This window comes from Enterococcus sp. HMSC072F02 (assembly GCF_001837725.1).
Lineage (GTDB): Bacteria > Bacillota > Bacilli > Lactobacillales > Enterococcaceae > Enterococcus_B > Enterococcus_B lactis.
Window position 1 is genome coordinate 25,521 of the sequence record NZ_KV833977.1, and the last position, 13,673, is coordinate 39,193.

Annotated in this window: 9 protein-coding genes; 3 read left to right on the forward strand and 6 right to left on the reverse strand. The window is 39.4% G+C overall.

Annotated features, from left to right (window positions below; translation table 11 throughout):
* Positions 1 to 171 precede the first annotated feature (171 nt).
* Positions 172 to 513, reverse strand: a complete 342-nt coding sequence (locus HMPREF2731_RS13300; protein WP_002285994.1) for a YlbF/YmcA family competence regulator — start codon at positions 511 to 513, stop codon at positions 172 to 174.
* A 67-nt stretch (positions 514 to 580) separates the two neighbouring features.
* Positions 581 to 2,752, reverse strand: coding sequence for a PBP1A family penicillin-binding protein (locus HMPREF2731_RS13305; RefSeq protein WP_070873150.1), 2,172 nt, complete (start codon positions 2,750 to 2,752; stop codon positions 581 to 583).
* A gap of 209 nt (positions 2,753 to 2,961) precedes the next feature.
* On the opposite strand from HMPREF2731_RS13305, the gene HMPREF2731_RS13310 reads away from it, so the two are divergent.
* Positions 2,962 to 3,819, forward strand: a complete 858-nt coding sequence (locus HMPREF2731_RS13310) for an RluA family pseudouridine synthase (protein ID WP_002310841.1) — start codon at positions 2,962 to 2,964, stop codon at positions 3,817 to 3,819.
* A 66-nt stretch (positions 3,820 to 3,885) separates the two neighbouring features.
* Here the strand turns inward: HMPREF2731_RS13310 and HMPREF2731_RS13315 are convergent, their stop codons facing one another.
* The 3 genes from HMPREF2731_RS13315 to HMPREF2731_RS13325 are packed head-to-tail and all read right to left on the reverse strand — an operon-like array spanning position 3,886 to position 8,733.
* Positions 3,886 to 4,743 carry an ROK family protein gene (locus tag HMPREF2731_RS13315; protein ID WP_002329928.1) on the reverse strand — a complete coding sequence of 286 codons (858 nt, stop codon included), beginning with the start codon at positions 4,741 to 4,743 and terminating at the stop codon, positions 3,886 to 3,888.
* Entirely contained in the window at positions 4,744 to 7,431 is a 2,688-nt protein-coding gene (locus tag HMPREF2731_RS13320; RefSeq protein WP_002329927.1) for an alpha-mannosidase, read from the reverse strand.
* Positions 7,432 to 7,443: 12 nt separating this feature from the next.
* Positions 7,444 to 8,733 (reverse strand): glycoside hydrolase family 125 protein, encoded by a 1,290-nt coding sequence (locus tag HMPREF2731_RS13325; protein ID WP_070873152.1) that lies wholly within the window; start codon positions 8,731 to 8,733, stop codon positions 7,444 to 7,446.
* Between the two features lie 150 nt (positions 8,734 to 8,883).
* Between HMPREF2731_RS13325 and HMPREF2731_RS13330 the strand changes: the two genes are divergently transcribed.
* Together HMPREF2731_RS13330 and HMPREF2731_RS13335 are read left to right on the forward strand one after the other, a co-directional pair.
* Positions 8,884 to 9,930 (forward strand): GntR family transcriptional regulator, encoded by a 1,047-nt coding sequence (locus HMPREF2731_RS13330; protein ID WP_002290950.1) that lies wholly within the window; start codon positions 8,884 to 8,886, stop codon positions 9,928 to 9,930.
* A 1-nt stretch (position 9,931) separates the two neighbouring features.
* Positions 9,932 to 12,085, forward strand: a complete 2,154-nt coding sequence (locus HMPREF2731_RS13335) for a GH92 family glycosyl hydrolase (RefSeq protein ID WP_070873154.1) — start codon at positions 9,932 to 9,934, stop codon at positions 12,083 to 12,085.
* A gap of 140 nt (positions 12,086 to 12,225) precedes the next feature.
* Here the strand turns inward: HMPREF2731_RS13335 and HMPREF2731_RS13340 are convergent, their stop codons facing one another.
* Positions 12,226 to 13,671, reverse strand: a complete 1,446-nt coding sequence (locus HMPREF2731_RS13340) for a response regulator transcription factor (protein ID WP_070873156.1) — start codon at positions 13,669 to 13,671, stop codon at positions 12,226 to 12,228.
* Between the last annotated feature and the right edge of the window lie 2 nt (positions 13,672 to 13,673).

Sequence of the window (13,673 nt, forward strand, 5' to 3'; positions counted from 1 at the left end):
ATGAGAAGCTGTTTTTTGAAATTGTTCCTTGTCACTCAGAGTTAAACGGTAGGCTCACGTCTTTTTGGTAAACGGTGTTCAAGAGACAGTCTATCGGCAATAAGAAGCAACTTTGTCATCGCTCAAGGCTGAACGTCTCTTTCACAACCTCTGTTGTTTCATAAAATAGTTCTATTCGCTGTAAAGGTCGCGAACTGGCGTCATGATGATCCGGTTCAAGTCATTGATGATCGTACTGAACCCTTGTTCTTTTTGCATTAAATCATTGATTACTTCTTCTGATTGAATTTTCACAGCCATTTCTTGTGCTTTCATTGCATCTTCGTCGCTGAATTCTTGTCCACTCATTTGTTTTTCTTGTAATTCGATTTGCATCGCTTGGAAGTCTTTGAACAGCTTGTGTGCTTCTTCGTTTGCTTGTACTTTCTCGTACGCTTCTTTCAACGCTTTGAATTCTGGTAATTCACGGATCTCACGTTCGATCTGATTCGCGCTATCGTAGATGTTTGACATGTTATGCCCTCTTTTCTTTTAGTAGTTACTCTCTATTGTAACATGGGGTTATTCGTTTTCAAAGGGTCTACTCTCCTTGATATTTCCGCCAGAGGTCTTTAGCCGCTTCACCAATTCCCTGAACGCCTTCTTTCACCATATCGCCGAAATTCTTCAATCCTTCTTTTGCTTGTTCACCGTATTGATTCAAGTTATCTTGCCAATTTCCAGACTCTCCATTAGAATTACCTGTGTTTCCAACTTGATCTGCTGCTACCACTTGCCCTCCTGTGGCATAGGCGTCAGCTACACTAAATCCTGTTTTGGAAGTATAAGGAAGGATACCTTCTGCCGCTGATTTGAAGACTTTCCCGACAACATTTCCACTTGTCCCTTCCAAATAATGCAGCTTGCTGGATTCTTCAAACCCCATCCATGTCGAAATCACTACATCTGGCGTATACCCGATCATCCATTGGTCATTTGCTTTCGTGGCATCGAAATTAGTTTCTGTGGTTCCTGTTTTACCTGCTATCGTATAACCTGCAGGGTTCGCAGCAGCTGCTGTCCCATTTGAGAATGTACAAAGAAGCATGCTGGTCATTTCATCAGCTGTTTCCTTTGATATAACCTGTTTTGGCTTTTTGTTTGTATTATCGATGATCACCGCTCCAGTTGAATCAACGATTTTCGTGATGAGATGCGGCGTATACATCTGACCTTCATTGGCAAATGCACTGTAAGCACCCGCCATGATCATTGGAGATACTCCTTTTTCTAATCCGCCAAGAGCTAAGCCATAATACTTATCAGATTTTGCTAAAGGCAGGCCGAATTCTTCTGCTTTATCATATCCTTTTTGTAAACCGATCTCATGCAAAAGCCATACAGCAGGCAAGTTCAAACTTTGTGCAACAGCCTGATACATCGGTACTTCTCCTTGGTATGTCCCGTCAAAATTATGCGCATCGTAATAACTTTGCGGTTCATCTTTCAAGACACTAGAAGGCTTGTAACCAGCTTCCAACGCTGGTGTATATACGCTTAATGGTTTGATCGTTGATCCTGGAGAACGGCGCATCTGTGTAGCAAAGCTGAATCCTCTAAAGACATGATCTCCTCTTCGTCCTACTAATGCTTGTACACCGCCTGTATTCGGATCTAAAGCTACTGAAGCAGATTGGACCATGGCACCATCTGAAGCATTTGCTGGGAATAATGCATTATTTTGATAAGTAGCTTCTAATTGCTTTTGGTAATCCTGATCTAAAGCTGTATAGATTTTATAGCCTTTATTCATGACATCTTCTTCATCAAGACCATACTCGTTAACTGCTTCATCGATCACTGCATCAAAATAATAAGGATAACGATAACCAGAATCTGAATTATCGTATGTGTCATGAAGATAAGCACTGATGTCTGTCTGGCTTTCTGCTTGTTCTTGTTCTTTTGTGATTTTTCCGTTTTCTTCCATTACGCTTAGTACTGTGTTTTTCCGATCATTCGCATTTTCTGGGTGATCAATCGGATTATAAATACCAGGACCTTTCAGCATTCCTGCCAAAGTAGCAGCCTCAGATAGCGTAACATTCGTTGCATCTACTCCGAAATACTTTCTGGAAGCGTCTTGGACACCCCATACCCCGTTACCAAAATAGGCATTGTTAAGATACATGGTCAAGATTTCTTCTTTGCTGTACTTCTTTTCGATCTCGATTGCCAAAAATAATTCCTTCGCTTTTCGATCAAATGTTTGATCTAATGTCAGATAAGCATTTTTGGCAAGCTGCTGAGTGATCGTACTTCCTCCGCCCCCTGATGTTCCGCCAGACAAAACCATCCGAACAGCCGCACGGGCGATTCCTTTGATATCAAATCCGTGATGTTCGTAAAAATTCCTATCTTCTGTCGAGATTACCGCATCTTGAATATAGGGAGAAATCGCGTTTAATTCTACGTATGTCCCTTTTTGGGCGTACAGTGTGCCAGCTTCTTCATTTTTCTTATCATAAATGACTGTCGATTGGCTTAATCCAGATTTTAACGTTTCGACATTTGCTTGTTTGGCTAAAATAAAAAGGTAGATACTTGTCACTAAGACACAGATCAAACCAATCAGCAAAATCAATTTGTTCACATGATATTTTTTCCAAATGCGCTTTCGCCATCGATGGAATTGTCCGAGATATGGTCTGATCCATCGCCAAAAACTGATCAAAGCAGCTTTTATCTTTCCTAAAATGCTTTGAAAATCCATTCGCTTCTTCTCCTGTCTATTCAATTCAATCGTCTTATTTTACCATAATGAAAGAGTGTTTTCTTCCTGCTTAAGTTGTAGTTCGATTTGTTTTTTTCGTTAGTGCAAGTAGAGTAACATAAGAATGAACAGAAAAATGTAAGTTTTTTCTTAAATATGTTTTAAAAATGGTACAATTAATCTGCAATTTTACCGAAAGGAGTACACTTGTGAAAATCACGATCACTTTACCTATGAACCATCCTGAAACAACGATTCGCGACTTGCTTGAAAAGGAATGGTTAGTTCCTAGAAAGGTTCGGCACTTTTTGCGTATACGTAAAAACGTTTGGATCAATCAACAACCTGCTTTGTTCCATCATGAAGTAAAAGGCAATGACCAGATCACATTGTTATTCGAAGAAACAGATTATAATTATCAAGAAGTCCAATTAGGAGATGCGAAGCACATCCGTGTTTTATATGAAGATGAACATTTGATTATAGTGGATAAGCCTGCAGGAATGAAGACTCATCCAAACGAACCAACAGAAAACAGTACCTTGCTCAATCACTTAGCTGCTTATCTCGATACGAAAAAACAACGACCTTACGTTGTCCACCGTTTGGACAAAGAAACAAGCGGCGCTGTTTTATTTGCAAAAAACCCATTTGTCTTGCCGATACTTGGAAGAATGTTGGAACAAAAAATGATCTATCGGAGATATCAAGCCATCGTATGGGGGAAAATCGCCAAAGATAGGACTATTACCAATAAAATCGGACGCGATCGCCATGATCGGAGAAAACGGGTCGTAGATGATAAAAATGGTCAGAACGCCTTGACACATGTCACTGTCGACAAAGTACTTTCTGGAAAAACACAAGTGTATTGTGTTTTGGAAACCGGTCGTACGCACCAGATCAGAGTTCACTTAGCTCATATAGGGCATCCAATCGTTGGAGACCCTCTCTACCAAAATAGACCAGCTGAACGACTGATGCTCCATGCATTAGAACTGCACATGATCCATCCATTTACTCAAGAAAAAATAGTTGGTAAAGCTTTACCCGGATTGTGGAAATAGAAAGAAGAACGTAGTCCTATCATTATCTGCTGATAAGACTACGTTCTTTTTGTGTAACTTGTCTGCTTACTTTTGATGTTCGTGTTCTGCTAACAGCAAACTACCGATAATCCCACTTTCATTTGGCAGTCCCCAACGAACGATATATTCACTTACTTGAGGTGTTTCCATGTAGCCACCCATCAATTCAACAAATTGCTGACGGATTTTTTGAAGGAGATGATCCTGATTCATTACTCCGCCACCTAAAATAATCTTTTCAGGTGCTAACGTCAACGTATAGTTGATCAGTGCTTGAGCAATATAGAAAGCTTGAATATCCCAAATCGGATGATCTTGTGGCAGATCTTGCCCTTTGATCCCTATACGTGCCTCAATAGACGGACCTGCCGCTAATCCTTCTAAACAGTCTTTATGATAAGGACAAGTGCCTTCATATTGATCATCTGGATGGCGTTTTACCCAAATATGTCCCATTTCAGGATGTGCGATCCCTGAAAAAATTTCCTCATTGATCACGACGCCTGCGCCGATTCCTGTTCCCACGGTAAGGTAAATACAACTATTTTTTCCTTGTGCTGCCCCTTGCTTCAGCTCCCCGTATGCAGCCGCATTGACATCCGTCGTCCAAGCAACAGGAATATGGTAGCGTTTCCTGATTGTGCCGAGAAAATCAAATTGTGCCCATCCTTTTTTGGGAGTTGCCAAAACATATCCGTAATTATCTTTTGTTTGGTCGATACCAATCGGGCCGAATGAGCCGATCCCGATTCCCTTCAGTTCATAACGATCAAAAAATTCAAATACTTGATCCAATGTTTCTTCTGGTGTTGTGGTAGGGATACTTGTTTTTTCCAAAATCTCTCCACCTTCTGAAACCGCACACACAAATTTTGTTCCGCCTGCTTCTATTCCGCCATACATTTAGTTTTCCTCCTCGAATCCGATTGTCCGAATTTCATAAGGTTGGATTATCGGGACAACCGATTGCTGCGTTGGTTCTTCAAGCAGATTCAATATGACCGTTTTTCGATTGTCTTTAGTTATTTCTAATTTTTCCAAATGACTAGACATATTGAAACCTCTCACTACTACTTTATCACTAAACTTACTCCGTTTCAAAGCTGTAATTGCAAACGTTTCACTTTTTATCGTTAAATATTGTTGTTTTGATGCCAATGTTCCTTCATGATGTTTGATTTGTTGAGTGGAGAAAGGAATCTGTGCCGCGTATGCATGCAAATAAGTAGAGAATGTTTCTTCTGGTCCATGTAGTTCAACGCTATAATTGAACCGATGCTTACCTAAACACTGTGCTTCTGGTGTTGGAAAATACCCCCAATCTCCTAGTTCTCCCACACAGCGAAGTAGTGTCACCGCGATTTGTCCATCTGCTGTTACTTCATATTCATTCAAACCAAAGTTACCAACTGTTACACCGTACTGTTCATCATGAATATTGACAAATGCTTGCTGATGTTGCGGATTCGTGGGATTTTCCCAGCTCCTAGATACATGGTTTGGGCGCTTTACTACTTCAAAAATACTATCTGCTTCGTGATGTTCCACATGTAACTTTGTAGGAAACAAGACACGCAATCGATGATCTTTCATTTGATTGTCAAGAGTCGTTTCAAAGTCGATTTTTTTACTATCTTTTCTGACTGTCATGATCGTTTCTATTTGAAGGATCCGTTTTTCTTTAGATCGTTCTGCTTTACGATAACGAAATTCTACAACCATTCGTTGTTCTTTCTCTAAACGCTCGTCTGCAGAAACTGGGATCTCCATTTCCTGTAGAATACTTATTTTGGCTATTTCTGGTGTATCTACTAATACTTTTACTTCAGAGCCCTCTTGATTACTGGATAGGATTGGTTGATCATAGACAGGTTGCTTAAAGATATACTCGTTTCCTATATCACCGATATCTTCAAAAATATGCAGGTTATTCCATTTTCGTTTGTTTTTGCGATCTTCCATTGTAATGGTACCGTTTTTTTCAATCGTCAAACGCAGGTGGGCGTTTTCGACGATTCGTCCACTCTGACGGATCATTGTTTCCTTTTCTTCTGCTTTCGCTTCCCCTTCTACAAGCGCGAATGTTTCCCAAGAAAACGCTGGCATGTTTTTTATTGGTAAAGTTACCTTGATCGTTCTTGCCATATATGGCACACGGAAACGATCTTTCGGCAAATCATAACCAAATTGTACAGTTTCTTCAGATAAAATAGCTGGTATAGTGGCCCCGCTTTTTGTTTCTACGTGATACTTCCGTCTAGGCAACTGTTCTAACTCTTGATACAGATGTTCCGGTATTCCCTCAGCGAATCTTTTTCTTGCTAATTCGATGGTTATTTCTGCTTCGCCAGTTTTATCCATTCCTGCAGTATTTACAACGACAAATGGAAAGCTGTCTTTTGGAAATCCAGTTGTATCGATCGCTGTGGCCAGTTGTTCTAAAGAATCTTGTGCAAGATACTTTCCGACTTCATCTGCTTTTTCAAAACGAGGTATCATTTCCCGATGGACAGAATCAACTGAACAACCGCAAATACTGTCATGAGGATGATTTTGCATTAATGTCTTCCAAGCATAATCTAATTGATCGTGGGGATAAATCCCTGTAACTTCGTAAGCCATCGTCGCAAGTGGTTCCGTGATGTTTTCTAGCTGCCGTTGGACCTTGGTATTCCATTGTTTCAAATAAACGCGAGCAGATGCTGTATTGGCTAAAGTATACCAGCCATCCGTTTCTTGACTTGTCAATTCTCCTTCTACTGAACCTAAGTCTTCTGGCAACTCTTGTCGAACTGCTTCCAGATAGTCAGTAAAATTAGAATGGATGAACTCGTAATCTGGAAACAGCTCATTTGCGAGATGAATTGCTTTTGATATATCTTTTTGTACTGGTTGATGATCAACACCATTCATCATTAATAGATGATCAGTAGATGCATATTGTTCTGCATCTGCTAATTTCTGCTTCCAAAAGACACGAGCAGCTTCTTTTTCTACGGGAATCTCGTTCCCATTGCTATACCAATTGGCAAATAACAGACCAAAAATTTCTGTTTGATCAGGTCCTTTCCACCACATCTCTGAGTATTGAGAAGAATAGTTTTCTGCTTCCAGAACTTGATTGTCAAAGCCAATTGGTTTTACCCCACGGCCAAACGCCGCTGCTGAAATACCAGCTTGTTTCATTAATTGAGGCGTCTGTCCCATATTTCCAAATGTATCGGGAAAATACCCTAACATGACGGGGGTTCCCCATTTACGGCTTTCTTCCATGCCAATCAGCATATTTCTCACGTTTGATTCCGAACTGATCAGAAAATCATCTTGCAAGATATAAAATGGTCCGATTCTCAATTTTCCTTCATCAATAGCTCGTTGGAGTGCCTGTCTTTTTTCTGGTCTTACTTGAAGATAGTCATCTAAAATAATCGTTTGCCCATCCAAATGAAAACTGTTGAAGGACGGATCAACTTCAAATAGCTCTAATAAATCGTCTATCAATTCAATCAACCGCATGTGATGCTGTTCGTAAGCCATGTACCATTCACGATCCCAGTGGCTATGAGAAATGATATATACTTTCTTTTTCATTTACAGTACCTCCTATTTTTCTACTCGAATATCAAAGTAATCCATAACTAATTCGCAAAACATCATATTTGCCCAAGAAAACCATTCTCTCGTATAATTTTCAGGATTGTTCACATCAAATCCTTCGTGCATAAGATGTGTTCCTGCATCAGTTGCTACAAGCAAATTCAATAGCCGTTCTTTTTCAGATTTATCTGGTGTTGTCATTCCTTCCATAGCTAACGCAATCGGCCAAACATACTCTTTTGGCGTATGGGAAGAACCAATTCCTTTTGCGTACTTTCCTTCATAAAAATATGGATTCTCTTTACTCAACAATGTTCTTCTTGTTTGAAGATAATCTTCCTCTTGTTCCGAACAGTAACCCAAATAAGGTGCCGCGATCAAATTGGGCACATTGCTGTCATCCATGACCGTCGCGTTCCCCATTCCATCTACTTCGTATGCATAAATCGTTTGCCCTTTTTGATTAACCGTCCGTCCGTGATTTTGGATACCTTCTTGGATCTCTTTCTTCAATATTTGTGCTTTCTGTACAATTTCTTTATCATCGAGTATCGTTTGGAAAATTTCTTCCACATAACCTAACACGACCACCGCAAACATATTGGATGGTACCAGATATCCGTAACGGCAAGCATCATCGCTAGGACGGAACCCAGACCATGTCATACCTGTAAAAGTTGTTTTGGCTCCTCGTCCGTCATTGATCAGCGTATCTTCTTTTCTTGTCGTATCTCGTACAAATGTATAAGGAGAGTGTTCATGATCCTGCTCTGTTTCGAACACGCCTAAGATTTTTTTGATCCCTTCAATAAAAGTTGGGTTGAATTGGTCCGTTTTTCCTGTATTTTTGTAAAGAAGATAGGCCAACTGTATCGGGTAGCATAAAGAATCAATTTCATATTTTCTTTCCCAGATCCAATCGTTCATTTTTGTGTGATCTGTTTGGTGTCCTGCACCGTTCGCTTCTTCATTGAAGGCATTCGCATATGGATCGATGTTGATATAAAAAAATTGTTTTTTGACCAACCCACTAATCATGTCAGCTAGTTCCTCATCTTCTTTTGCAATCACTAAATAAGGACGAACTTGTGCAGTAGAATCTCGCAACCACATTGCAGGAATGTCTCCTGTCAATAGAAAAGTAGTACCGTCATTTTGCTTTTTGACTGTTGTCAATAGCGTGTTGGCAAATGCTGCTGTAAAATTCGTTGCCCAGTCCGCATGGGTTTTCCCGCATTTTTGTGTGATATCATCCATAAATTTTCGCACCGACTTTGGTATATCTTTATAAACCATACAAATCTCCTCTTTTCATTTGATATATCTTTAAAGATTATACCTCTTGCAGCATTTTATGTCTACGCTTTCAAAAAAAATAACTTTTTATTTACTTTTTCATCTATTATGGTATTATTTGAATATGATATATCATTAAGAGGTGTTTATATGAATCAACCATTGTACCAGACAATATTTAATGATTTGCAAACGGCTATTTTAACTGGTGAATTACCTGTGGATAGCCAACTACCAACTGAAAAGGAACTTTCCCATACTTATAAAGTAAGCAGAATCACTTCCAAACGTGCATTGACTGAATTAGAACAATTAGGGCTGATTTATCGCGTACGTGGGAAAGGCAGTTTTGTTAAATCATCTGCTCCGGAGCAGATGCTTCCTTCTCCTACAAAAACACGGCGGATTCTGTTTCTTCTTCCATATGTCGCTGATTTATCTGTTGGTGATTTTACCAAGGGATTGAATCCTGTGATGCAGGATAAACAGATGGATGTCATGATGACGACACATGATTTTTTACAAAATAAAACGGCAAAAGAACTCATCCATGAATTTGATGGATTAATTTATTATGCCTTTGATACAGAACAGCATCTTGACTTGCTTTTTGAGCTGTCATTAAAAGAATTCCCTGTCATCATATTGGATAAAAAAATCTATGAATTGCCTTTTCCTACCGTGCTTTCCGACAACTTCCAAGGTGGTGTGCTCGCTACTTCTCATTTGATCGAACAGGGACATTCAAAAATCGCTTATTTATTTGGTGCACAGACTCATCCACAATCCGTACGTCAGCGTTACCTTGGTTACCTTGAAGCATTGGACAAAGCTGGTTTAGCTTTCCACACTTCGCTGGATGACAAAAGCGCGACATTCGATGAATTGCTTTCTTATATCACTAAGTATGAAGTGACCGCTTTTGTTTGCGAAAACGATGTTGTCGCTATCCAGACGATGAATTTCTTGAGACAGCATGATTATCATGTTCCTGAAGATTTTTCAATCATCGGATTTGATGATATCCAAGCAGCTGCTCTTGTTGATCCACCGCTGACAACCATTGCACAAGATTTTGAACAGTTAGGCAAGCTTGCTGGAGAGGCTTTGATCACTTGGTTAGAGACAAACGAACGTCCTTCCGACAGCAAATTTCCAGTTTCATTTATCAAAAGACAATCAACAAAGGAGAAATAAAATGAATATCGGTCAAATAGATACTAGACATGGCACAGCTAATCAGCCAAATTTCTCTAACGGGAACTGCCAGCCTTACACTGGCGTTCCTTTTGGGATGAATTATTTTGCACCGCAAACGACCGATCAAAACGGCAGCTGGTGGTTTCATCCTGAGGATCGTGTTTTTCAAGGTTATCGACTTACCCATCAGCCAAGTCCTTGGATGGGCAATTTCAGTCATATGCTGCTCACGCCAATCAATGGTAAATTACAGGAAAATACCCTTTTTCATGCGCAAAGTTCTTACCGCCCAGAAGAAAGTATATTTTGTCCGACTCATCTGTCGATCCGTCAATTGCGTTATGGCATCCGCTCTACATTGATACCCAGTATGTATGGCGGAATCTTATCTATTGATTACAGCAGAAATGATAGCGGTTTACTTTTATCCTTTCCGGGACGTCATCAGCTCTTTGTTATAGATCCTTACACAGTGGAAGGAAAAATCACACATTTTGCTGGTTCAGAAGATCCTGATTTTTCTTTTTATTTCATATTGAGATTTGAATATCCTTTAACAACTGATGAGCTAGCTGTTTCCAACAAAAATAGCGATTCGATCCCGTTGTATTTTGAACAGACAAAAAAACAAACCATCCGATTCGGGACATCTTTTATCAGCCCGGAACAAGCAGCTTATAACTTGGAACTAGAACAAAACCAAAGCAAAGAGACTTACCTTGCTAACAGCCAGAAACAATGGCAATCCTATTTTGATCGTATACAGCTCACACACCATGATCAACAACAATTGCGGACGTTTTATCATAACTTCTATCGGGTGTTTTTATTTCCGCAAACATTTTATGAAATGGATCCTAGCGGGCAAAAAATCCACTATGATACGACTAGCCGATCTGTGAAACCTGGCGTTCTCTATACAAATAACGGGTTTTGGGATACGTATAAAACGGTTTATCCTCTTTATTCTTTGATTGCTGTAGAAAAGTACGAAGAAATGCTGGAAGGTTTCTTGAACAGCTATAGAGAAACTGGTTATTTGCCAAAATGGCTGTCTCCTGACGAACGTGGACTAATGCCTGGGACATTGATCGATGCGGTCGTTGCAGATGCTGCTGTGAAAGATATTCGGCCAGACTTGATGCAGGAATTTCTAACAGTAATGAAGAAAGGCGCTACAGTTCAAAGTAATCATTCAAATTATGGACGACAAGGGACAGAGGATTACTTGACATACGGCTATGTTCCTAATCACTACCATGAATCGGTCAATCATACGCTAGATTATGCTTATAGCGACTTTTGTATTAGTCGAGTTGCCAAAGTACTAGCAGAGGACGAAACGGTGAAAAAATATCAGCAACGATCATTGAACTATCAACATATTTTTGACTATGAGTCAGGATGGATGCGTTCCAAAGATAAAAATGGCAAATTCAGAGAACCATTTTCTGCTCATCGTTGGGGACAAGATTATGCAGAAGGCAGTGCTTGGCAAAGCAGCTTTGCTGTTTATCATGATTTTGCAGGGTTGATCGAAAAATATGGCAGCAGTGAGAGATTCAAAGAAAAACTCATTGATTTGTGCAATCAATCTCCGACATTTGAAACAGGAGGATATGGTTTTGAGATTCATGAAATGAGCGAGATGGCTGCGATAGAATTTGGGCAGTTAGCTATCTCCAATCAGCCAAGTTTTCATTACCCATACTTGTTCAGCTATATTGGACAACCCGAAATGGCACAGCCATTGCTTAAACAATTGATGACTCAAACTTTCGACGATTCTTCAACGGGTTACCCTGGAGATGAGGACAACGGAAGTATGGCTGCTTGGTATATCTTCAATAGTCTGGGATTCTATCCTGTCACACCAGGGACCGGTGAATATGTTATCGGTATGCCTTTAATGGACAAGGCTGTTGTGCTTTTGTCAAATGGAAAGGAATTGACGATTGAAACCACTCCTAATCGGCCACAACAGCAATTTATCCATAAAATCAAACGGATGGACAAAGAATATACGAAATTATATTTTACTCATCAAGATTTGCTGAAAGGCGGCAAGATCTCTTACCAATTAGGTATCGTCCCTCATCCTAAGAAGTATCGATCAAAAGATTTGCCTTTTTCCTTATCAAACGATAACTAACAAAAGGTTGTGAAAAAGCTGTCCTGCATCAAGTAATAAGAACAGCCAAACAAAAATAGCTCCTCCTATTTTCGTTTGGTTGGGCTTATTACCGCAGATGCAAACTTTTGAACATTGATTCATTCCATACGCTTCTTTTTTTAGGATTCTCCTCTTTTTTCCCGATACTCCTTAGGGGATCTGCCGACAATCTTCTTGAATAATTTAGAGAAATACGTGGTATTGTTGTAGCCAATCTCACTTGCTATTTCATTGACGTTTTGATTACTGTGCAAAAGCAGCTGCTTTGCTTTTTCCATACGTAAATGGTTCAAATAAGCTGAAAAACTTTTTTTCGTTTCTTTTTTGAACAACTGCCCTAAATACATGACATTTAAATGCAAACTTTCTGACACTTCTTTGAGTGTAAGTGGTTCTTGATAATGCTGATGCAGGATTTCGATTACTTTTTCTACATTGCCACTGTATTTTTTCTGTCTCTGGTGCTTTTGGACGAACGACAGAAGTAGCTGGTGGAGTTCTTGCACCGTTTTTGCCTGATGAATTTTTTCGATTCCTTGTAAATATTCCTCATCTTCTAGATCAATCAATTCCCGTTGAATCTCCATAAACAGTAAAAAGCTGGAGTACCGGATGTCTTCCGGCATCATGGCTGCTAACTGAAATTGCTCGAAAAAATCAGTGATCATTTTTTGGGCATCATCTAATCGTTTATTTTGCAACACACGTCTGAAACTTGAAAAATCGATGGTTTGCTCTTTTATTGTTGCTTGTATTGCGTAAAAAACATGCTCGTCTTTATCTCCATAAAATTGATGTAATTGTAGATTGTCTTTCGCTTGTTGGAATGTTTCAGGGATCTTGTCCAATGAATCTGTCTCTTCCCCGATACTGATCAGCCATTCCTGATCAGGGATGTTTTCTTGGACAAAACAGCAGAATCCATCAACTTCATCTGCCTCCAACAACAGCGTAATCAATATACGGTCTCCATAATTTCTTTGATAATAAAAGATTTGCTGGTGTTCTTTCAACCATGTATTGATAAGAGGATCATGAATTCTTGATAATTGGATCAATACTATTCTACGCTGTTTCTCACTGATTTGTCCTATTATTTCTTCTTCACTTGCTTCATCTAACTCTTCATTCAACCATTGACTGAATAATAGTTCCTGATAGATTTCTTGCTGATTTTTTTGTTCATTTTGCTGGTCTAACCGTGTTTTGATTTTCTTGAGGCTTTCAATCAATTCGAACTTATTCACGGGTTTCATCAAATAATTCACCGCACCTAATTGCATGCCTCCTTTCAAATAATCAAATTCTTGGTACCCGGACAAAATCATAAATTCAAAATTATGATGTTCTTTTTGAGCTGCTTCAATAAATTCCAGTCCGTTTATTTCTGGCATCGTCACGTCCGTTACCACTAGATCAATCCGTTGTTGTTCAAGGACAGATAGTCCTTCTTTGGCATTCTCCGCTGTTGCTACTATTTGGAACCCTAAACTTTTCCAATCAATTATCTTTTTTAACCCATTCAAAATCATATATTCATCATCTACCAATAACACCTGGTACATAT